This window comes from Paludibaculum fermentans (assembly GCF_051172195.1).
Taxonomy (GTDB): Bacteria; Acidobacteriota; Terriglobia; order Bryobacterales; family Bryobacteraceae; genus Paludibaculum; species Paludibaculum fermentans_A.
On record NZ_JBPJAQ010000001.1, the window covers coordinates 1,928,195 to 1,947,914 of the forward strand.

At 64.4% G+C, this 19,720-nt stretch carries 20 protein-coding genes; 16 read left to right on the forward strand and 4 right to left on the reverse strand.

Going from position 1 to position 19,720, the window contains the following annotated elements; genetic code table 11:
• Positions 1–26: 26 nt before the first annotated feature.
• Positions 27–644 (reverse strand): outer membrane beta-barrel protein, encoded by a 618-nt coding sequence (locus tag ACR9Y2_RS07790; RefSeq protein WP_435040512.1) that lies wholly within the window; start codon positions 642–644, stop codon positions 27–29.
• A 138-nt stretch (positions 645–782) separates the two neighbouring features.
• Here ACR9Y2_RS07790 and ACR9Y2_RS07795 point away from each other — a divergent pair, with 138 nt between their 5' ends.
• The 9 genes from ACR9Y2_RS07795 to ACR9Y2_RS07835 all read left to right on the forward strand — a co-directional run bounded on the left by ACR9Y2_RS07795 (position 783) and on the right by ACR9Y2_RS07835 (position 8,269).
• Positions 783–1,595 (forward strand): glucose 1-dehydrogenase, encoded by an 813-nt coding sequence (locus ACR9Y2_RS07795; RefSeq protein ID WP_435040513.1) that lies wholly within the window; start codon positions 783–785, stop codon positions 1,593–1,595.
• Positions 1,596–1,604: 9 nt separating this feature from the next.
• Positions 1,605–2,300: an SDR family NAD(P)-dependent oxidoreductase gene (locus ACR9Y2_RS07800; protein ID WP_435040514.1), complete on the forward strand. Its 696-nt coding sequence runs from the start codon at positions 1,605–1,607 to the stop codon at positions 2,298–2,300.
• Between the two features lie 16 nt (positions 2,301–2,316).
• Positions 2,317–2,538, forward strand: a complete 222-nt coding sequence (locus ACR9Y2_RS07805) for a hypothetical protein (protein ID WP_435040515.1) — start codon at positions 2,317–2,319, stop codon at positions 2,536–2,538.
• 141 nt (positions 2,539–2,679) lie between these two features.
• Positions 2,680–3,711, forward strand: coding sequence for a Rieske 2Fe-2S domain-containing protein (locus ACR9Y2_RS07810; protein ID WP_435040516.1), 1,032 nt, complete (start codon positions 2,680–2,682; stop codon positions 3,709–3,711).
• Positions 3,698–4,420, forward strand: a complete 723-nt coding sequence (locus ACR9Y2_RS07815; RefSeq protein ID WP_435040517.1) for a hypothetical protein — start codon at positions 3,698–3,700, stop codon at positions 4,418–4,420. Before ACR9Y2_RS07810 ends, ACR9Y2_RS07815 begins: the two co-directional genes overlap by 14 nt.
• 44 nt (positions 4,421–4,464) lie before the next feature.
• Positions 4,465–6,231 (forward strand): lysophospholipid acyltransferase family protein, encoded by a 1,767-nt coding sequence (locus tag ACR9Y2_RS07820; RefSeq protein ID WP_435040518.1) that lies wholly within the window; start codon positions 4,465–4,467, stop codon positions 6,229–6,231.
• Positions 6,218–6,637: a DoxX family protein gene (locus ACR9Y2_RS07825; protein ID WP_435040519.1), complete on the forward strand. Its 420-nt coding sequence runs from the start codon at positions 6,218–6,220 to the stop codon at positions 6,635–6,637. Before ACR9Y2_RS07820 ends, ACR9Y2_RS07825 begins: the two co-directional genes overlap by 14 nt.
• A 64-nt stretch (positions 6,638–6,701) precedes the next feature.
• The gene (gene msrP, locus ACR9Y2_RS07830) at positions 6,702–7,637 is read left to right on the forward strand and encodes a protein-methionine-sulfoxide reductase catalytic subunit MsrP (protein ID WP_435040520.1); all 936 of its coding nucleotides are present in this window, start codon (positions 6,702–6,704) and stop codon (positions 7,635–7,637) included.
• Between the two features lie 5 nt (positions 7,638–7,642).
• Complete coding sequence (locus ACR9Y2_RS07835; protein WP_435040521.1) at positions 7,643–8,269, forward strand: sulfite oxidase heme-binding subunit YedZ; 627 nt, start codon at positions 7,643–7,645, stop codon at positions 8,267–8,269.
• Here the strand turns inward: ACR9Y2_RS07835 and ACR9Y2_RS07840 are convergent.
• Genes ACR9Y2_RS07840 through ACR9Y2_RS07850 form a run of 3 tightly spaced genes read right to left on the reverse strand, consistent with a single transcriptional unit; the run spans position 8,203 to position 11,185 of the window.
• Complete coding sequence (locus tag ACR9Y2_RS07840; protein ID WP_435040522.1) at positions 8,203–9,885, reverse strand: VTT domain-containing protein; 1,683 nt, start codon at positions 9,883–9,885, stop codon at positions 8,203–8,205. The genes ACR9Y2_RS07835 and ACR9Y2_RS07840 overlap by 67 nt on opposite strands.
• Positions 9,882–10,613, reverse strand: a complete 732-nt coding sequence (locus ACR9Y2_RS07845) for an NRDE family protein (RefSeq protein ID WP_435040523.1) — start codon at positions 10,611–10,613, stop codon at positions 9,882–9,884. The genes ACR9Y2_RS07840 and ACR9Y2_RS07845 overlap by 4 nt, the downstream gene beginning before the upstream one ends.
• On the reverse strand, positions 10,613–11,185 hold the full coding sequence (locus tag ACR9Y2_RS07850; RefSeq protein ID WP_435040524.1) for a hypothetical protein: 573 nt from the start codon (positions 11,183–11,185) through the stop codon (positions 10,613–10,615). The genes ACR9Y2_RS07845 and ACR9Y2_RS07850 overlap by 1 nt, the downstream gene beginning before the upstream one ends.
• Positions 11,186–11,329: 144 nt before the next feature.
• Between ACR9Y2_RS07850 and ACR9Y2_RS07855 the strand changes: the two genes are divergently transcribed.
• The 7 genes from ACR9Y2_RS07855 to ACR9Y2_RS07885 all read left to right on the forward strand — a co-directional run bounded on the left by ACR9Y2_RS07855 (position 11,330) and on the right by ACR9Y2_RS07885 (position 19,718).
• Positions 11,330–12,172: an MIP/aquaporin family protein gene (locus ACR9Y2_RS07855; protein WP_435040525.1), complete on the forward strand. Its 843-nt coding sequence runs from the start codon at positions 11,330–11,332 to the stop codon at positions 12,170–12,172.
• Positions 12,173–12,238: 66 nt separating this feature from the next.
• A complete protein-coding gene (locus tag ACR9Y2_RS07860) occupies positions 12,239–13,807 on the forward strand; it encodes a GMC oxidoreductase (protein ID WP_435040526.1) in 1,569 nt (522 codons plus the stop codon).
• 1 nt (position 13,808) lies between these two features.
• Complete coding sequence (locus tag ACR9Y2_RS07865; RefSeq protein ID WP_435040527.1) at positions 13,809–14,813, forward strand: VOC family protein; 1,005 nt, start codon at positions 13,809–13,811, stop codon at positions 14,811–14,813.
• Positions 14,814–14,862: 49 nt separating this feature from the next.
• Positions 14,863–15,261: a hypothetical protein gene (locus tag ACR9Y2_RS07870; protein ID WP_435040528.1), complete on the forward strand. Its 399-nt coding sequence runs from the start codon at positions 14,863–14,865 to the stop codon at positions 15,259–15,261.
• Between the two features lie 114 nt (positions 15,262–15,375).
• Complete coding sequence (locus tag ACR9Y2_RS07875; protein ID WP_435040529.1) at positions 15,376–16,065, forward strand: sigma-70 family RNA polymerase sigma factor; 690 nt, start codon at positions 15,376–15,378, stop codon at positions 16,063–16,065.
• Positions 16,062–16,931: an anti-sigma factor family protein gene (locus ACR9Y2_RS07880; RefSeq protein WP_435040530.1), complete on the forward strand. Its 870-nt coding sequence runs from the start codon at positions 16,062–16,064 to the stop codon at positions 16,929–16,931. The genes ACR9Y2_RS07875 and ACR9Y2_RS07880 overlap by 4 nt, the downstream gene beginning before the upstream one ends.
• Positions 16,932–17,087: 156 nt before the next feature.
• Positions 17,088–19,718: an MGH1-like glycoside hydrolase domain-containing protein gene (locus ACR9Y2_RS07885; RefSeq protein WP_435040531.1), complete on the forward strand. Its 2,631-nt coding sequence runs from the start codon at positions 17,088–17,090 to the stop codon at positions 19,716–19,718.
• The last annotated feature ends 2 nt before the right edge of the window (positions 19,719–19,720 follow it).

Genomic DNA, 19,720 nt, shown 5'->3' on the forward strand with positions numbered 1-19,720 from the left:
ACCGGCACGCCGCCAATTTTACACTCCTACTGAAACCGCAGGACAATTCCGCCACTGGCCACGATGTTGTGTTGGCCACCTGACTGTGCGGCGATGCTGTAAAGCGGGCTGCCGGAGTAGAAATCCCGGATCTCCGCGCGCAGGCCCACAAAGCGCCAGAGCTTCGAGTCGACACCGCCGCCGAAATCGAAGACACCGCGGTGGACACGCCGTGCGGCCGGGTTCAGCTCACCATTCACCAGGTAGGTGCTCTGCTCAAACTGGGCGTAGCCGCCACCCACGACAGCGTAGGGCGAGAGACGGCCCGCGGGCCGCAGTTTGACACGGATGCCGGGTGTGACGAAGAGGCTGGCGAAGTCGCGCGTGGCGGCCACGCTGGTAGTGTTCACCGTCTGATTCGGACTGGCGAGGAGATGAGCCTCTCCATAGACGGCGGCCACGCGCCCGCCCCAGAGACGATAGCCGTAGTTGGCCTGAAAGGCGACCCCGGTGCTGGGGCTGAACCTGGCGTTGCCCAGCTCGCGAGTTGGTCCGAAGAGTCCGCCGAGAGTCAGGCCGATCTCGTGACGCGGCCCGGATTCCTGGGCCAGGAGAGCCGTTGCCGCCACCAGACCGGCGGCGAGTATCCGTGGAAGGTGTTTCATGCCGGTGAATGGCCGTTGCGGCGCCGAAAATTCCCGGAGTCCGAAGCGGGAATAACGATGCGGGCAGTGCGGATTCCAGAGGCGCCAGCTGATTTGCGCGCCGCCGCGAATTGAATCGGCTACTCGAAAGGAACGCCCATGCCTCAATTGATAGGGAAGAACGTACTCATCACCGGCGCCTCGTCCGGTATTGGCCAGGCCATCGCCGTGCGCTTCGCGCAGGAAGGCGCGAACGTGGCTATCAACTACAGATCAGGCCCGGAACAGGCGGAGGCCACGGAAGTCCTGGTGAGCGAAGCCTGCATGGCGGTGCGCGACTCCGGCTGCAGGGATCTGGTGATCCAGGCCGATATCTCCAAAGAAGACCAGGTGCGGTCGATGTTCGCACAGGTGATTGAGGCCTTCGGGTCGATTGATGTCCTGGTGAACAATGCCGGGATCCAGAAGCCGTGTTCGACACACGAGATCGAATTGGCGGACTTCGACCGCGTCCTGGGCGTGAACTTGCGCGGGGCGTTCCTGTGTTCCCGGGAGGCCATCCGGCACTTCCTGTCGCGCGGCGGCGGTGGAGTGATCCTGAACAACTCGAGTGTTCACGAGATCATCCCGAAGCCCAAGTACCTGCCCTACTCCATCAGCAAGGGCGGCATGGAGAACCTGACGAAGACGATGGCGCTGGAGTATGCGAGCCAGGGCATTCGCGTGAACGCCGTGGGGCCGGGCGCCGTGGTCACACCGATCAATAGCGCCTGGATCGACAACCCCAAGGCACGCATGGACGTGGAGAGCCACATTCCCATGGGCCGCGCGGCGCGGGCGGAAGAGATCGCCTCGGTCTTCGCGTTTCTTGCCTCGGACGACGCGTCGTACATCACCGGGCAGACCATCTTCGCGTGCGGCGGCTTGACGCTGTATCCGGAGTTCCGTGTGGCCTGGTCGTCGGGCGAGTAAGGAGCAGCCATGCAACTGACAGGCAAAGTGATTCTGATTACCGGCGCCAAGGGCGGCCTGGGCTCGTTTGTGACCAACGCCTTTCTGGCGGCCGGGGCGCAGGTGGCCGGCGTCTCGCGCTCGATCAGGGATGCAGACTTCGACCATTCCTCGTTCCATGCCTTTCCAGCGCAGTTGTCGACCGCCGGGAAGAGCGGCGTGCTGGTGGACGAAGTGTTTGGACGGCTGGGGCGGGTGGATGCAGTGGTCCATCTGCTGGGCGGGTACGCCGGCGGACGAAGCGTGGCGGAAACGAACGACGAGACCTTCGAACAGATGCTCGATTTGAACCTGCGGTCGTTCTTCTATCTGGCGCGAGCGGTCCTGCCGCGCATGCGGGCGCAGGGAACAGGACGCCTGCTGGCGATCGGCAGCCGTGCGGCCGTGGAACCGGTAACGACGGCAGCGGCTTACTCCGCGTCGAAGGCCGCGCTGGTCTCGCTGGTGCGCTGCATCGCGCTGGAGAACCAGGACGCGGGCATTACCGCCAATGTCATCCTGCCGGGGGCGATCGACACTCCAGCCAACCGCGCGGCCATGCCGGAGGGAGACGCGTCGAAGTGGGTGCAACCGGAGCAGATTGCGAGCCTGCTGGTATACCTCGCGGGGGAGGGCTCGCCCCAACTCAACGGGGCCGTGATCCCTTTCTATGGCGGGGCGCTGTAGTTTCCAGGAGATGGCCATGCTGATCATTGAACGGGTGTTGCTTGGTTTCGCCGCGTATCTGGCGGCTGGAGTGATCTTCGGATTCGCCTTCGTGGCGTTAGGCATCCACCGCATCGATCCGATTGCACGGGGCTCCAGCCTCGGGTTCCGCCTGGCTGTCTTTCCCGGTGTAGTCGTGTTCTGGCCGCTGCTGCTGCGGCGCTGGGCCGGGGGTGGGACGCAGCGGGTGAGGGCTTGAGATGATCCAGCCACTGCGGCGGTCTCATCGATGGATCTGGCTGGTGCTGGCCGTGTTGTTGCCAGTGCTGTTCACGGCTGCGTTACGGGCCAGGCGGGCTACGACGCCGATCAATGCCGGCTTCTCCGGGGAGGAACCGCGATGAGCCTGCAGTACACCGCCGTCGGCTGGAATCGCCAGAAGCGGCTCTACGACACGGTGCTGGGCTGCTGTGCGGCCGGGTACCTGCTGGTGTTCACCGGCGTGAGCGCGGCGCTCCATCCCAGCGCCACCTTGGAGACGCTGCTGATCCGCGGGCTGGGCACGCTGGCGCTGTTGATGCTGCACGTGATCCTGTGCATCGGGCCGTTGTGCCGGCTGGATCCGCGCTTCCTGCCGCTGTTGTACAACCGCCGGCACCTGGGCGTCAGCATGTTCGTGACGGCGCTGGCGCACGGGGTGTTCTCGCTGGTGCAGTTCCATGCCCTGGGTGACGTCCCGCCGCTGGTGAGCCTGTTCGTTTCGAACACGCGGTATGACAGCCTGGCCCAGTTTCCCTTTCAGGCATTGGGTGCGGTGGCGTTGGGGATCCTCTTTCTGATGGCGGCCACCAGCCACGACTTCTGGCTGCGCAACCTCTCCGCCCCGGTGTGGAAGCGGCTGCACATGGCCGTTTACCTGGCCTATGCCTTGCTCATCGGGCATGTCGTTCTCGGCGCCTTGCAGTCGGAACCGAGCCTTCTGCTCTCGGGCTTCCTGGCCGCCGGGATGGCCCTGGTAGTGGGGCTGCATTTGGCGGCAGGCTTTCAGGAGCGCAGGATCGACGCGGCGCGCGGGGCCGCCCAGGCGCATGGGTTCGTCGATGTCTGCGATATCAAGGCGATACCGGAGAAGAGGGCGCGCATCGTCTCGCTCGCGGGCGAGCGCGTCGCGGTCTTCCGCCATGACGGCCGCGTCTCCGCTGTTTCCAACGTCTGCCAGCACCAGAACGGGCCGCTGGGCGAGGGCCGGATCATCGACGGCTGCATCACCTGTCCGTGGCACGGCTACCAATACCTGCCCGAGACGGGTGCTTCGCCGCCACCCTTCACGGAGAAGGTACCTGTGTTTCGCACACAGGTGATCGGGGACCGGGTGTTGGTGCATCCGCAGCCGCTGCCGGGCGGCGGGAGGAGCTGCGATGCACGAACCTGAATTCTATGTTGGGTACCTGACACACGCTCCGCCACGCCTTTCGAGGTTTCTTCGTCGGGCCGTGGCTGCGATTGCGGCCGCGGCGGCCGCTGGCGCCGTGCTTCTCGCGCTGGGCCAGGCGCCGTTTGCCGGCTCCACTTTCGAGTACGGGCAGGTGAGAGCGTATGAGGGGCTGATGATGGACTGGCCCTACCCCATGCTGATCACGCCGGCCGGGCGCTATCTGCTAGTGGCGCCTGGCAAGCATGGACTTCACGTGCCGGAGCTGGATGGACAGCAGGTCCGGCTGCAGGGGACGCTCATCCGGCGGGGGGAAGACCGGATGCTGGAGGTGCTGCCTGAGACCCTGGAGCCGCTGGCGGGCCGGGCCCTGGGTGCGGAGCCGGCGTGGACGGATCTCGGCGACGTTGTCCTGACCGGTGAGGTCGTGGATAGCAAGTGCTTTTTGGGAGCGATGAATCCGGGCCAGGGGAAGGTCCACCGCGACTGCGCCGTGCGGTGCATCAGCGGCGGGGTGCCGCCTGCATTCCTGGTGCGGGATGCGGGCGGAGCGGCTCGGGTGCTGCTGCTCACCGGCCGTGACGGACGCAGGTTGGGACGGGAGATTCTCGACTTCGTGGCGGAACCGCTCACGATCCCGGGGCGGCTGAAGAAGCAGGGCACGGCGCTGGTGCTACAGGCGGACCCTTCCGATTTCCGGCGGGAATAAACGAGACAGGCAGTGCGATCTCCCAGGCAGTGGCGACAACAGCTTTGCAACCTGCCATTTCGAGTCTGCTGCCGGTGCCGGCTCCATTTTCCGGATGGGCCGCGAAACTCTTCGCATTGGACCGTGTGGAAGAGGCTTACGCCCGGTTGCGCCTGAGCGACGACGGGCGGCCCTTCCTGCAGCGGTTGCTGGAGCAGTTGGAGATCAGTTGCCAGGTGGCCGGGCGGGACCTGGGGCACGTGCCCCGCACGGGTCCGGCCGTCCTGGTGGCGAATCATCCCTTTGGCATCCTGGAGGGCGCGGCTCTGGCGACCGTGCTGCGAGGCATTCGGCCGGACGTCCGATTCCTGGCCAACGGGATTCTTGGTGTCTTTCCCGAGCTGCGCGACCTGCTGCTGCCGGTGAACCCGATGGGGCGCGCGGAGCGGAGCAATGCGGCCCCGTTGCGGCAGGCGATTGAATTCCTGAATGGCGGCGGGCTGCTGGTGGTGTTTCCGGCGGGCGAGGTGTCGCACTTTCAATGGAAGCGGCGCGAGGTGACGGATCCGGAGTGGAATCCCGCGATCGTCCGCATCATCGCGCTCTGCGCGCGGAAGGGTGTCAGCGTGCCCGTTATCCCGGCCTATGTGGAAGGCAGCAACAGCCTGCTGTTCCAGGCGGCCGGGTTGCTGCATCCGCGGCTGCGCACGGCCCTGCTGGCGCGCGAGTTGTTCAACAAGCGCCGGCAGAGTGTGGACCTGCGCATCGGCTCCCCCGTGGAGAGCGGCAAGCTGCTGGCGGTGGAGGGGGACGGCGCGCGGATCGCTTATCTGCGGTGGCGCACCTATCTACTGGGACAGCGGTGTGCGTTCAAGCCGCTGTCGCGCAAGCCGTTTCCCGCGCGCACGAGTCCAGTGGGCAGGGCTGCGCTGGCCGAGCCTGTGGATTCCTGGCTGCTGGCCGCCGAAGTGGAGTCGCTGCCCCTGGAGGCGCGGCTCGCCACGTCCGGCGCGCTGACGGCGTGGATCGCGCGCCGCGGCCAGATTCCTAATACCCTGCTCGAGCTGGGGCGCCTGAGGGAAAAAACATTTCGCGCGGTGGGAGAAGGGACCGGACAGAGCAGGGACCTGGACCGTTTCGACAGCGAGTACCTGCATTTGTTTGTGTGGAACAGCGAACGCAAGGAGCTGGTGGGCGCCTACCGGTTGGCCGCGACCGACCAGGCGCCAGGCGGGCTCTACACAGCATCGCTGTTCCGCTATGGCGACGCCTTTCTCGAGCGGCTGGGCCCAGCCTTGGAACTGGGCCGGAGCTTTGTACGTGAGGAGTATCAGAAGGGTTTCGCGCCGCTGCTGCTGTTGTGGAAAGGCATCGGCAAATATGTGGCGAAGAATCCGCGCTACCGGACGTTGTTTGGGCCGGTGAGCATCAGCAACGACTATCAGGCGCTGTCGCGGGAGCTGATGGTGTCGTTCCTGGAAAGGCACGCTTTTCTACGCGACTGGGCCGGGCTGGTGCGGCACCGCCATCCTTTCCGGCGCCGGTTGGCCCTGCCGCTGCCCGAGGCGGGGTTCGATGCGGAGGAGCTGTCGGAGGTCATCTCGGACATCGAGCCGAATGGGGCCGGCATCCCCGTGCTGCTGCGGCAGTATCTCAAGCTGGGCGGCAAGCTGCTGAGCTTCAACGTCGATCCGGAGTTTTCCGACGCACTGGACGGCTTGATTCTCGTCGATCTGACGTGCACCGAGCCAAAGCTGCTGCGGCGCTACCTGGGCGCGGAGGAGGCGGCGGTGTTTCTGCATTATCAGAAAGGACAAGATGGAACCATCTAAAGGCCTGAGGATCGCCAGTTGGGTGTTGCGCGGCATTGCCGCCGTCATCCTGCTGCAGACATTGTTCTTCAAATTCAGCGGAGCGCGGGAATCCGTGTATATCTTCTCGACGCTTGGAATGGAGCCGTGGGGACGGATTGGATCCGGCGTGGCGGAACTGATCGCCTCGATTCTGCTGCTGCTGCCGGGCACGGTTGTATTGGGCGCGGCGCTGTCACTGGGCGTCATCAGCGGAGCCATCTTCTTCCACCTGACCAGGTTGGGAGTCGCGCTGCCGGCTGTGAACGATCATGGCGAGCTGTTCGGGCTGGCCGTGGTAGTCTTCGTTTGTTCGGCGGCGCTACTGGTGCTGCACCGCCATCAGATTCCACAACTGCGTGCGGCCGCCGCCGGGCTGCTTGATTAATCACCAGGCGGCGTGGAACCGCAACGAGCGTAACTGCATCAGAAATATGGAAGAGGGGCCGAGAATGATTATCAAGTCCAGACAGCCGGGCGACCTTCGCTATTCGCAGGTGACGCCCAGGGAGCAGTACCTGAACCGCCGCCGGTTCCTATCGGCCGGCTCGCTGGCGCTTGGGGCGCTGGCGCTGCCGAACCAGACTGCCCTGGCGGGTACGAAGCTCGAAGGGGTGGTGAAGAGCAGCTACACCGTCAGCGACAAGCTGACGCCCTACAAGGACGTCACGACGTACAACAACTTCTACGAGTTCGGCACGGACAAGGAGGATCCGGCGGTGAACGCCAGGAACTTCCGGACTTCGCCGTGGACGATCTCAGTGGAAGGCGATGTGGCCAAGCCGAGAAAGTTCGACATCAGCGAGATCCTGAAGATCGCTCCGCTGGAGGAGCGGATTTACCGGCACCGGTGCGTCGAGGCCTGGTCGATGGTGGTGCCGTGGATCGGCATCCCGCTGAGTGCCTTGCTGAAACTGGTGGAGCCGACGGCCAAGGCGAAATATGTCGCCTTCCAGAGCCTGTATGACCCCCGGCAGATGCCGCGCGCGGGTGCGCTCGACTTTCCGTACATGGAAGGCCTGCGCCTGGACGAGGCCATGCATCCGCTGACGATGCTCAGCGTGGGGCTGTATGGCGAGGTGCTGCCCAACCAGAACGGAGCGCCGCTGCGCCTGACGGTGCCGTGGAAGTATGGCTTCAAGGGCATCAAGTCGATCAACCGCATCCGCCTGGTGGGCAGCCAGCCGTCCACGAGCTGGAACACGATGGCGGCGCGCGAGTACGGCTTCTATTCGAATGTGAATCCGGGTGTGGATCATCCGCGCTGGTCGCAGGCCAAGGAACGCCGGATTGGCGAGTTCTTCAAGCGTGACACGCTGATGTTCAACGGGTATGGCGACCAGGTGGCCGGGCTCTATTCCGGCATGGACTTGAAGAAGAACTACTAGCTGCCATGAAGCGCATCCTTACCAGCCGCTGGGCGAAGCCAGTGGTTTTCACGGCGGCACTGACCCCGGTGCTGCTGCTCGTCTGGCAGTTCTTCCACGATGGCCTGGGCGCGAATCCGCTGCAGTTCATCACTTACGCCACCGGCGACTGGACGCTGCGCTTCCTGGTGTTCACGCTCGCCGTCACGCCCCTGCGCAAGCTGCTGAACCTGCCGGACCTGATCCGGTTCCGGCGCATGCTGGGGCTGTACGCGTTCTTCTACGGCTGCCTGCACCTGATGACCTACCTGTGGTTCGACAAGTTCTTCGACTGGGCGGAGATTGTGAGGGACATCGCCAAGCGGCCCTACATTACGATTGGGACGCTTGGCCTGGTCTTGATGCTGCCGCTGGCGATTACCTCCACGGCGGGCTGGATCCGGCGGATGGGCGGCAAACGCTGGCAAATGCTGCACCGGCTGACCTATGTCAGCATCGTGGCCGGGGTGATTCACTACTACTGGCTGGTGAAGCTGGACGTCAGCAGGCCTTTGTTCTACGGCGGGCTGGCGGCCGTGCTGCTGCTCTACCGGTTGGCCGCCTGGATCTCCAAATCACGGTCACGGCGTGCGCCAGTTGGGGTGGCCGCCTGAGCGGTGTGGGCCGGCACACACTGCACGGCACCGGGGCTTCGAATGCCGGGACGCTGACGCCATAGCCGCAGCAGCGTCCCCAGGCTCACCGGTTGCGCGCCGCGCCTGCGCTGCACGGCGCCGATCTCAAAGGCCAACCGCCAGTGCGTGTACATGGCGGAATAAGCGGCCCACAGGCTGACGGAAGGATCGTAGACGTGTGTTGCTTCCGCGCCGACTCCATTGAGCTCGATCACCTGAAGGTTGCGCCCCGAGCGGAAATCCTCCGCGGAGGGCACGCGCAGATCGAACCGGCCGAAGGCAAAGCCGGGGTGGAGCTTGCTGATGCGGTCGATCTCAGCCTCCAGGGCGGGGGTCCACAGAGGGGCGCCGTTGGAGAAGATGGCGCCGCGGCAGTGGGAGCCGATCTCAACGAGCTGCACTGTCTCGCCCCGGGCTGGGACCTCGTGCATGGGGCGGCGGCAGAGTTTCTGGTAAGCGGCGGCCATGCAGACGGCGCGAGCGTCGCGCAGGATGAGGTCGCGCAACGGGGTCTGGCCATCGCCGACGACGACAGGGAAGGTCTTCGCGGTGATGGAGGTGACGCTTCCGGATTGCGAGCTGGGCAGGCGGTGGTAGAAGACGCCGAATTCCAGACCGCCGACATAGCGCTGGATGATGACATCGCCGGACATGCCGTGGAGGTAGAATTCCAACTCTTCGCGGGTACGGGCGATCATCACGCCCTGGCCGCGTTCGCCCACATCGGGTTTCAGGACGACTGGGAGTTGGAGGTTGTGCCGGGACAGGAATTCCTGGGCCGCGGCGACTCGCGCCGGTCCGCTGAGGCCGTGCCGGATGAGATCCCAACTGGCTGCGGCGCTGCCCAGGGGTGAGAGAATCTGCGACTTCGATTCACCGAACAGGCCGCCAGTGGGGATGCCGGGGTTGGCGGCTGTGAATAGCGTCAGGGAACGGTGCCGCCAGGCCAGCCAGAGCAAGCCGGGGATCAACGGCAGATAGGCGGCCCAGGCGGGCCAGAATTCCCAGCGCAGCAGGCGCTGCAGGCGTCCGGAGAATCGACGACGACGTTGAGCGCTGAAGGCGATCCGGGCAGCTTGCAGCAACAGCAGGGCCAGGCTCACGAGAGCAGCGGAGGCCAGCAGGCTTTCGCCTTGGTGAGTAAAGAAGGCACGCAGGGCCGCCTGGCCGAAGAACATGGCGGAGGCGACGAGGAGCGGGGTCCAGAGTGCGGCAGCCAGGGCGAATAAGGCAGTGAAGCGCCAGAATCCGGTGCGCAGCAAGCCTGCGGCGAAATACGTGGGGAGCCGCAGGCCTGGCGTGAAGCGGCTGAGGAAGACCACCGCCAAGCCGCGCCGGTTGATCCACTGTGCGGCGTGTTCCACGCGCGCGGGCGGCAGGAAGCGAGCCAGGGGGGGCCACTGCAAGGCGGTCGCGCCGGCCAACCGGCCCAGCAGGAAGAGCATCACATCGCCGGCGAGAATGCCGCCGGTGCAGGCGAGTACGCCTTCAGTGAATCCGAGCTGCCCCTGGGCGATCAGCACGCCGGTGGCGATGCAGGCGAGATCTTCGCTGGCGAGTGTTGCGAGGGCGATAGCGAGAGGCTGCGGAATCATGCTCGGCGCTCCAGTCGCAGGGTCTGGCCGGGCTGCCACTGGCAGGGGGCGGCCGGGGAGTAGAAGAACTCGATGGAGCGATCATCCACCTTCACCCAACTGAAGCTGACGGTCTGGGCGCCGGGCCGGTGCATACAGGGCGTATAGGCGCTGGCCCCGCTGCCGTGGCTTTCGTGGAAGCGATAGAGAGAGGGAGCATCCAGGCGTGCGCGCGTGCGCAGCGCGAACTCAGTGCGTCTTTGCCGCTGAACGGCGTGAGTGTCGAAAGAGGAGGAGATCAGAGGCATGAAGGGGTCGGCATTGGGGAGGATTGCCAGCTCGGTACCGTTCCACTCAGCGACGGAGGCGGGCAGGCCGGGCTCCAGGGCGACGAGTGTGAACGGCGGCGTCTGGAGCAGGTCCATGCGGGCCAGTTGCTCGCAGGCGGCCATGGCGGACGGCGCGGCGGCCAGTTGCAGGAGGATCAGGCCGCGGCTGGGACCGGCTGCCTTGCTGGCAGGGGTGCTGGCGCCACCGAGGTTGGCGCCGTTGAGCAGGCACAGAGCGACGCCGTGTTCGTTGGCGGTGATCCAGGAGCCGCCGTGGTCTCCGTCGACAGGGGTAAGGAACCGCATGCCGCCGCGCCGCTGCACGCAAGGCGCAGCCGCCGGCTTACGCGTGAGTTTCTCGTCGCGATTGCAGAGGAGCTCGAAACCGGTCTCGTGATGCAGCCAGCTGACCGTGCACATCAGGCGGCCTCGGCTTTCTTCGTCGCCAGATGCCGCAGTGTCGAGGGCGCCATGCCGAAGGAGGGCTCCACGGCCACTCCGTGCGCCAGCAGCGTGACGGCGATTAGGGCGAAGTGATGAACGGTGTGGCTGCTGAGGGTCTGCAATTCGCGACTGACTGAGGACATCAGGAAGCTGTCGTGGACCACGCCGGGCTGGGCGTCTTCCATGCGCACCCACACCGCGCTATCGCAGCGCAGGGCGGGCAGGGTTTCCAGCCGGTGCATGATGGAGAGGGTTCGGGTGGCCGCGGCGGAGCGGCTGTGTTCCACGGTTTCGTCCCGGCGGCGCGCATCGTAATCAATGTGCGCGGCCTCGACCCCTTCCAGGAAGCACTCATAGAACTCAAGGATGTGGCGCAGGTGGCCGCCGGCCCGGTGAGGCGCCAAGCCGGCGGGCATCGTGGAATAGGCCGCGTCGCTGAGGCGGCCCAATAGGGTGTGGGCCTGGCGCAGCCAGCGCAGGTTGGTGGCAATCAGGGAATCCTGCCGTTCGCATACGCGCGGCACGCAATAGGGTGTGGATGTCGCCATGTGGTTCACACCAGCCTCAATCCGTGCGGCGGCCGGGTTTATTCCTGGCAGGCGCTTTGCGCAACGAGCGGGAAAAGAGGTGTGGGCGGATGGAATACTCGCGCCGCCGGCGGTGATTACTTCAGCGGCCGAACGAGTTTTCCGATGCAAGCCGCCAAGTCAATCGAAACCACCCCTGCGCAGGAACGGTCGCTGCTGGAGGCGCTTGCGGCGCACTGGCCGGAGTACCTGATGGAAGCCGCCAACCTGGGGCTCTTCATGATCTCGGCCTGTGTCTTTGGCGTCCTGCTGGATCATCCTTCGTCGCCGCTGCACCAGGCCATCGAGAATCCGGCGTACCGGCGGATGGTGGGCGGCGTGGCGATGGGGCTGACGGCCATCGCCATTATTCATTCACCATGGGGGCAGCGTTCCGGCGCGCATATGAATCCGGCGGTAACACTGTCTTTCTATTTGCTGCGCAAGGTCGAGCGCTGGGATGCCGTGTTCTATGTGGTCTCGCAATTCGTGGGCGGAGTGATTGGAGTGGGCCTGGCGGACGTGTTTCTGGGTCTTCCGCTGCGGCACACCGCGGTGAACTACGTGGCCACGGTGCCCGGGGAGAATGGTCCGCTGGCGGCTTTTGCCGCGGAACTGCTGATCTCGTTCCTGCTGCTCTATGTGGTGTTGAATGTCTCCAATCGTGCGCGCTGGGCTAGGTTGACGCCCTTCCTCGCCGGTGCGATGGTCGCGTTGTTCATCAGCATCGAAGCCCCGGTTTCCGGCATGAGCATGAACCCGGCGCGCACGTGGGGCTCCTCGCTTTTCGCCGGAGAGTACACGGCAGTTTGGGTCTATTTCACAGCGCCGCCGTTGGGCATGCTGCTGGCCGCGGGCCTCTACCGGAGCCAGGGCAAAGTCTTCTGCGCGAAGTTTCACCATCACAACGGGCAGCGCTGCCTGTTCCGCTGCCGGATTCACGAACTCGACGACAACCGGCCTGGTTGACCCCCAGCCAGGCCTGAACCGGGATCCACACACTACCACTGTGCCCATGCGCAGGAAGGACGCCTCATGAACAACAACCACTACGACGTCATCATCATCGGCACTGGCGCCGGCGGCGGCACTCTCGCCCACAAGCTTGCGCCCACCGGCAAACGGGTGCTGGTGCTGGAGCGCGGCGGCTTTGTCCCGCGCGAGAAGGACAACTGGGACCCGGCGAGCGTGAATCTCCACGGCAAGTACCAGACGCGCGAGGTGTGGCGCGACCGCAACGGCAAGGCGTTGCATCCGCACACGAACTACTGCGTCGGCGGCAACACCAAGTTCTATGGGGCGGCCCTGTTCCGTCTGCGCAAGGAGGATTTCGGGGAGCTGCGCCATCATGGCGGGGTCTCCCCGGCCTGGCCGATCTCCTATGACGACCTGCAGCCTTACTACGCGCAAGCGGAGCGCATGTATCACGTGCATGGGGAGCGCGGCGAGGACCCTACTGAGCCGCACGCGTGCGAACCGTATCCGTATCCCGCGGTGAGTCATGAACCCCGCATGCAACAGTTGCACGAGGACTTCCAGCGCCTGGGCCTGCGGCCCTTCCACACCCCACTGGGCGTGATGCTGAATGAGAAGGACAGCCGCGCCAGCAAGTGCATCCGCTGTTCGACGTGCGATGGGTTCCCGTGCCTGGTCTATGCGAAGGCGGACGCCCAGGTGCTGGCCATCGACCCCAGTCTGGGCTATCCGAACTTCACGCTGCTGACGGGCGCCAAGGTGGAGCGGCTGGAGACGAGCGAATCCGGGCGCGAAGTCACGCAGGTTCACGTGGAGCGGGATGGCGTCCGAGAGCGGTATTCCGCCTCCATCGTTGTTGTTTCCTGCGGGGCGATCAACTCGGCGGCACTGCTGCTGCGCTCCGCTTCGGCCCGTCATCCGCACGGGTTGGCGAACGGCTCCGGCGTCGTCGGGCGCCATTACATGGGTCATACGAATTCGGTGCTGATGGCGCTGTCCAGGTGCCCGAATCCGACGGTCTTCCAGAAGACGCTGTCGGTCAACGATTTCTATTTCGGTGCTGAGGATTTTCGGTACCCGATGGGGCACATCTCTTTCGTCGGCAAACTCGATGGTCAAACGCTGAAGGCGGGAGCGCCGGCGATTGCCCCGGGCTTCACGCTGGACCTGATGGCCAGCCACTCACTCGATTTCTGGCTCACCTCGGAAGACCTGCCGGATCCGAACAATCGCGTCACATTGGATCGGGACGGCAACATCGTGCTGTCTTACCAACCCAACAATGAAGAGGGCCACAAGCGCCTGATCGCGAAGCTCAAGCACCTGATGCAGCAGCAGACCGCCTGTCCGGCGCATGGCCACGAATGCCATCAAGGCCTGTTCGCCCGCAACCTGTTTCTGAGTGAGCGCATTCCGCTGGCCGGCGTGGCGCACCAGAACGGCACCATCCGCTTCGGCGCCGAGCCCGCGGCTTCCGCCCTGGACGTCCACTGCAAGGCGCACGAACTGGACAACCTTTACGTCGTCGATGGCAGCTTCTTCCCTTCCAGCGGCGCCGTGAACCCGGCGCTCACCATCATGGCCAACGCCCTGCGGGTGGGCGACCACCTGCTTGAGAGGCTGAACTAGCATGCTGCGCCGCACAATTGTCTCGTTGATTCTGGCGGCAGTCAGCGCCGCGGCCGGGGGTGAACCACCGCTGGTACGGGCCGTCGATTCGATTGGCCTCACGGTGTCTGACCTCGACCGGTCAGTCGACTTCTATACCCGGGTGCTGAGCTTCCAGAAGGTGAATGAATACGAAGCCGCGGGCACTGAAGTGGAACAGGCGAACGGCGTCTTTGGCGCGCGGGTGCGGACGGCCCGGTTGCGCCTTGGCGGCGAGTTCATCGAGCTGACAGAGTTTCTGGCACCGCAGGGGCGTCCGGCTCCGGTGGATGCGCGCAGCAACGATCAGTGGTTTCAACACATCGCCCTGATCGTGAGTGACATGGATCGCGCCTACCAGTGGCTGCGGCGGCACAAGGTGCGGCATGCGTCCAGCGGTCCACAACTGCTGCCGGCCTGGAACCGGAACGCAGGCGGCATTCAGGCGTTCTATTTCCGCGACCCTGACGGGCATCCGCTGGAGATCCTTTCGTTTCCGGCGGACAAGGGCGATCCCAAATGGCACGGTGCGTCCAGCGAGCTGTTTCTGGGAATAGACCACACAGCGATCGTGATTTCAGACACTGAAGCGAGCCTGCGGTTTTACAGGGACATCCTGGGCCTCAAGGTCGCCGGCGAAAGCGAGAACTACGGTCCGGAGCAGGAGCGATTGAACAATGTGTTCGGCGCGCGGCTGCGGATTACGGCTCTGCGCGCCGCGGCTGGGCCCGGCGTCGAGTTCCTCGAATACCTCGCCCCGGCCGGCGGACGCCCGTATCCGGCGGATGAGAAGCCCAACGATCTCATCCACTGGCAGACCAGATTCCTGGGGATGAGCGCGGAAGATGCCGCACGGACTCTCCGGAAAGCCCGGTCCCCCTTCGTGTCCAGCGGAGTTGTGGAACTCCACGGCACGGAAGCGGGTTTCCGGAAGTCCTTCCTGGCTCGCGATCCCGACGGCCATGCCATACAGGTCGTGGAGCGCTAGCCGAACCTCTCGTCCGTAAATTCAACGAACCGACACAAGGAGAAAGACCATGAAACTGATCACCCGAATTCTGCCTGTTCTCGCGCTGGCCGCCCTCTACCTGGGCACCAGCGCCACCTATGCCGCCGACGCCCATAACATGCACACCACGTCCGGCTTCCAGGGACCCAAGGCCAACACCGGAATGGCGGTCCACACACGTGACGGCAACAGGAGCATGTTGAAGGTCACCGACGACTTCAAGGTGCCGGACACGCCCGCCCCCACCTGGCGGGTAGTGGATTCCAAGGGCAACATCTACACGCTGGACGCCTTCAAGATCAAGGGCGGAGAAAAGCGTGAAGTGGTGGTGCCCAACTATGTGCCCAACATCGCCAAGGTCCAGGTCTGGTGCGCCTTCGCGGAAGTCCTGCTGGGTGAAGCCAGCTTCTCTACTGCTGTGAAGTAGCCGGCCCGCGGCGTTCGTTCACCAGCCTCGCCAGACAGGGGACGAACGCCCGCCTATCCAAAGAAAGCTACGTCGAGGGAATATTCTCTCCCGGGAAAGGAATTTCATCCACGTATGGCAGCCGGAGCAATGGAAAGTTGGATGGACGAGAACGTGCCCCAATTCCCGCATAACACTGCGCCCAACTCCGCCGCCCTGCCTCCGCTCCACGCCGGGCTGAGGCAGGATCCGGAAACCGAAGTCCGACTGATCACGGCTGGGCTGGCGCCCGAGCGGCGATTCGAGCTCGAGGCGATGCCGCATCTGCGCGACATCTTCCAGACGGCCACGCGCATTCTGGGTGACCGCAACCGGGCGGAAGACGTGGCGCAGGAGGTCTTCTTGCAGGCGTGGAAATCCTTCAACCGCTTTGAGCCGGGCACGAATTGCCGGGCGTGGCTGTTCAAGATCCTGTTTCACTGTGTAAATCACCATCGCCGGAAGTGGTTCCGCTTTCCTCTGCTGAAGGAGACGGAGGAGTTCATTGAAGCCAATCTGACCTATGTGCCGCCGGTACCCGAGAAGTTGACGGACGAGGAGATCCTCTCCGCGCTTGACCGCATTCCGGGGGATTTCCGGGCCGTTGTGCTGCTCGTCGATGTGGAGGAGTTTGCTTACAAGGACGCGGCGGAGATCCTGGCGGTCCCCATCGGCACTGTGATGTCGAGGCTGAGCCGGGGCCGCAAATTGCTGAGGGAGCAACTCGCCGCGGTCGCCCAGAGCTATGGCATCGGGAAGCCGGCGACGGAAGGGAAGCAGTCATGAAGCAGACGGAATTGAATTGGAACTGCGAGACACTGCGCGAGAATCTCGATCTCTACATGGACAATCATTTGCCTGCTGACGCAGGCCTGGCCGCGCAGATGCACCTCAACCACTGCGTCGATTGCGCCGCCGAATGGCAGTCCCGGCGGATGATCCGCGGGCGGCTGCGCCAGGCGGTGCGCTCGGACACGACGCCACCGTTCCTGGAAGCCCGTATCAAGGCCAATCTGCGCATTGCCCACAGGCCTTCGTTGTGGCAGCGCACCTGGGCGCCGGCCGCGGCCGCGGTCCTGATCTGCCTGGGCTCCGTGATCGCCTACCAATTGGGTGCCTTGCGGTTGACCACCTCATCGCAGGAGTCCTACATTGCGTCCGTCTCCAGCCGGATTCCGGCGCTGATGCGAGTGGGCCTGGGTGACCACATCCATTGCTCAGTGTTCCGCAAGTTCCCGAAGGACGCACCGACGGTGGAGGAGTTGACCCGCAAGATGGGTCCTGAGTATGCGGGGTTGATTCCCATCGTCCGCAAGCACGTGCCTCGCGAATTCACGCTGATGCAGGCGCACCAGTGCCGCTACCATGGGCGCCGGTTCGTCCACCTGTCGTTGAAGAGCGGCGCGCGGCTCATCTCGCTGGTCATCGCGAAGAAATCGGATGGCGAATCGTTCGAGGCGCAAAAGGTGATCCCGGAATTCGTCCACACGGACATCCCCATGTACCAGGCCGGAGTGCAGCGCTTCGAAGTCACGGCGTTTGAAACCGGCAGCCACCTGGTGTACCTGGTCTCTGACCTCGCCCAGAGCAAGAATAACGACCTGATGCTGGCGATGGCCCCTGAAGTAAAAGCCTACCTGAGCTCGCTGTAACTTCCTCCCCAGCCCGGGATCGTGCGGTCCCGGGCTCTTTTTTATTCCCCTCTCCTTCTCCGCTGGCCGGCCCCAAAAATCGCAGTTTCCCCAGGAATACACGCCCCGCTTCGCGGCCTTCCATCACTGCAAACCAACGCAAGAAGGAGCCCCGCAGTGACCGCTGAAGAAGCACGACTCCAACAAATACGCGACCGCCGAGCCCACTGGAACCGCTGGGGTCCTTACCTCAGCGAACGCGCCTGGGGCACGGTGCGCGAAGACTACAGCGCCCATGGGACGGCGTGGGAATACCTGCCGCACGATCACGCCCGTTCCAAAGCCTACCGCTGGAACGAGGACGGCCTGGCCGGCATCTGCGACCGCCACCAGCGCATCTGCTTCGCTCTCGCCTTGTGGAACGGACGCGATCCCATCCTGAAGGAGCGCATTTTCGGCCTCACCGGCAATGAGGGCAACCACGGCGAGGATGCGAAGGAGTGCTACTTCTACCTCGACAGCACGCCCACGCATTCCTACATGAAGTACCTCTACAAATATCCGCAGGCGCCCTTCCCCTACGAACAACTGGTGGCGGAGAACCGGCGCCGCGGCAAGGATGAGCGGGAGTTCGAACTCATCGACACGGGCGTGTTCCACGACAACCGCTACTTCGATGTGTTTGTCGAGTATGCTAAAGCCTCGCCCGACGACATTCTGGTTCAGATCACGGTGGCCAATCGCGGCATGGACGACGCGCCCATCCATGTCCTGCCCACGGTCTGGTTCCGCAATACTTGGTCTTGGAGTGGGGCCGCCCACCGGCCCAGCCTGCACGCTTCCGCGGACGGCGTGATTGAGCTGAATGAACCGAAGTACGGCAAGCGCTGGCTGCTGTGCGACGGTTCGCCCGCCCTGCTGTTTACGGAGAACGAGACGCACTCGGCGCGCCTGTACGGCTACGACGATGGCGCGCGCTTTGTGAAGGACAGCATCCACGACGCGATTGTCCACGGTGCGGCGGACCGTGTGAATCCCGGGCAGCGCGGCACCAAGGCCGCCGCGCATTACCAGGTTACGGTTCCCGCCGGACAGGCCGTGAGCTTGCGTCTCCGCCTGACCGATGCAGCCAGTCACGAAGGACTGCTGGATCGCGCCTTTGACGAAGTGTTCGAGCAGCGCCGGGCCGAGGCGGACGAATTCTACAACACCGTCATCCCGGCCGGTCTTTCCCCGGATGCCCGCAATGTGATGCGCCAGTCGTTCGGCGGCCTGCTGTGGTCCAAGCAGTTCTATCACTACGTCGTCGGAGACTGGATCAAAGGGGACGCCGCCGCTCCTCCACCGCCCGCGCAGCGCCGCCACGGCCGCAATCACGAATGGGGCCACCTCTACAACGCAGACGTCATTTCGATGCCTGACAAGTGGGAATACCCGTGGTACGCGGCATGGGACCTCGCCTTCCACTGCGTGCCGCTGGCGCTGGTCGATTCGGAATTCGCGAAAGACCAGCTCACTCTGATGGTGCGTGAGTGGTACATGCACCCGAACGGCCAGCTCCCCGCCTACGAATGGGCCTTTGGCGACGTGAATCCGCCGGTGCATTCCTGGGCGGCCCTGCGCGTTTACAAGATCGAGAAGAAACGGCGCGGAGTGGGCGACAGGGCCTTCCTGAAACGAATCTTCCACAAGCTGCTGCTGAACTTCACCTGGTGGGTCAACCGCAAGGATGCAGAGGGCCGCAACGTCTTCCAGGGCGGGTTCCTGGGTCTCGATAACATCGGAGTCTTCGACCGCAGCGCCCCGCTGCCCACCGGCGGCCACATCGAACAGGCTGACGGCACCGGCTGGATGGCCATGTACAGCCTCAACCTGCTCGCCATCGCGCTGGAACTGGCGAAGGAGGACCCTTCCTATGAGGACGTCGCTAGCAAGTTCTGGGAGCATTTCCTCTACATCGCCCACGCCATGAACCACCTCGGTCACGACAGCGCAGGCATGTGGGACGAGCACGATGGCTTCTTCTACGATGTCCTGCACCGCACCAACGACGGTCACCTGCCGCTGAAGGTGCGCTCGATGGTCGGGCTCATCCCGCTCTTCGCGGTCGAGACGCTGGAGCCGCAGCTCGTCGACCGGTTGCCCGGATTCCGCCGGCGCCTGGAGTGGTTCGTGGAGAACCGGCCGGACCTCTGCGCGAACGTCGCCTGCATGTGTACTGAAGGCGCCGCCCAACGCCGCCTACTCTCGATCGTCGATGAGGATCAGCTGCGGTCGGTGCTGCGCTTCATGCTGGATGAGAGCGAGTTCCTGTCGCCCTACGGGATCCGGGCGCTCTCCCGCGTGCACAAGGATCAGCCCTACTCCCTCCAGGTCGACGGACAGGAATATCGCGTTGGGTACGAGCCCGCCGAGTCCAGCACGGGGCTCTTCGGCGGGAACTCCAACTGGCGCGGCCCCATCTGGTTCCCCGTCAACTACCTGTTGATCGAGTCGCTGCAGAAGTTTCATCACTACCTGGGCGACAGCTTCCAGGTGGAATGCCCCACCGGCTCCGGGCAGTACATGAATCTCTGGGAGGTCGCGGCCGAACTGTCGCGCCGTCTCACCCACATCTTCCTGCGCGGCCCGGCGGGTGCACGTCCGGTTCACGGCCCGAATGGGGTCTACCAGACCGATCCGCATTGGCGCGACCTCGTGCTGTTCTACGAATACTTCCACGGCGACGATGGTTCCGGTGTCGGCGCCAGCCACCAGACCGGTTGGACCGGACTCGTCGCGAAACTCATGCAGCAGAGCGGAGAATAGCC

Bases quoted from the DNA above. Each gene is read 5' to 3' on its own strand.
- ACR9Y2_RS07795 (WP_435040513.1), top strand. From the start codon at position 783: ATGCCTCAATTGATAGGGAAGAACGTACTCATCACCGGCGCCTCGTCC.
- ACR9Y2_RS07840 (WP_435040522.1), bottom strand. From the start codon at position 9,885: ATGATTCCGCAGCCTCTCGCTATCGCCCTCGCAACACTCGCCAGCGAA.
- ACR9Y2_RS07790 (WP_435040512.1), bottom strand. From the start codon at position 644: ATGAAACACCTTCCACGGATACTCGCCGCCGGTCTGGTGGCGGCAACG.
- ACR9Y2_RS07875 (WP_435040529.1), top strand. From the start codon at position 15,376: ATGGCAGCCGGAGCAATGGAAAGTTGGATGGACGAGAACGTGCCCCAA.
- ACR9Y2_RS07850 (WP_435040524.1), bottom strand. From the start codon at position 11,185: ATGGCGACATCCACACCCTATTGCGTGCCGCGCGTATGCGAACGGCAG.
- msrP (WP_435040520.1), top strand. From the start codon at position 6,702: ATGATTATCAAGTCCAGACAGCCGGGCGACCTTCGCTATTCGCAGGTG.
- ACR9Y2_RS07825 (WP_435040519.1), top strand. From the start codon at position 6,218: ATGGAACCATCTAAAGGCCTGAGGATCGCCAGTTGGGTGTTGCGCGGC.
- ACR9Y2_RS07865 (WP_435040527.1), top strand. From the start codon at position 13,809: ATGCTGCGCCGCACAATTGTCTCGTTGATTCTGGCGGCAGTCAGCGCC.
- ACR9Y2_RS07815 (WP_435040517.1), top strand. From the start codon at position 3,698: ATGCACGAACCTGAATTCTATGTTGGGTACCTGACACACGCTCCGCCA.
- ACR9Y2_RS07860 (WP_435040526.1), top strand. From the start codon at position 12,239: ATGAACAACAACCACTACGACGTCATCATCATCGGCACTGGCGCCGGC.
- ACR9Y2_RS07845 (WP_435040523.1), bottom strand. From the start codon at position 10,613: ATGTGCACGGTCAGCTGGCTGCATCACGAGACCGGTTTCGAGCTCCTC.
- ACR9Y2_RS07810 (WP_435040516.1), top strand. From the start codon at position 2,680: ATGAGCCTGCAGTACACCGCCGTCGGCTGGAATCGCCAGAAGCGGCTC.
- ACR9Y2_RS07870 (WP_435040528.1), top strand. From the start codon at position 14,863: ATGAAACTGATCACCCGAATTCTGCCTGTTCTCGCGCTGGCCGCCCTC.
- ACR9Y2_RS07855 (WP_435040525.1), top strand. From the start codon at position 11,330: ATGCAAGCCGCCAAGTCAATCGAAACCACCCCTGCGCAGGAACGGTCG.
- ACR9Y2_RS07800 (WP_435040514.1), top strand. From the start codon at position 1,605: ATGCAACTGACAGGCAAAGTGATTCTGATTACCGGCGCCAAGGGCGGC.
- ACR9Y2_RS07835 (WP_435040521.1), top strand. From the start codon at position 7,643: ATGAAGCGCATCCTTACCAGCCGCTGGGCGAAGCCAGTGGTTTTCACG.
- ACR9Y2_RS07880 (WP_435040530.1), top strand. From the start codon at position 16,062: ATGAAGCAGACGGAATTGAATTGGAACTGCGAGACACTGCGCGAGAAT.
- ACR9Y2_RS07805 (WP_435040515.1), top strand. From the start codon at position 2,317: ATGCTGATCATTGAACGGGTGTTGCTTGGTTTCGCCGCGTATCTGGCG.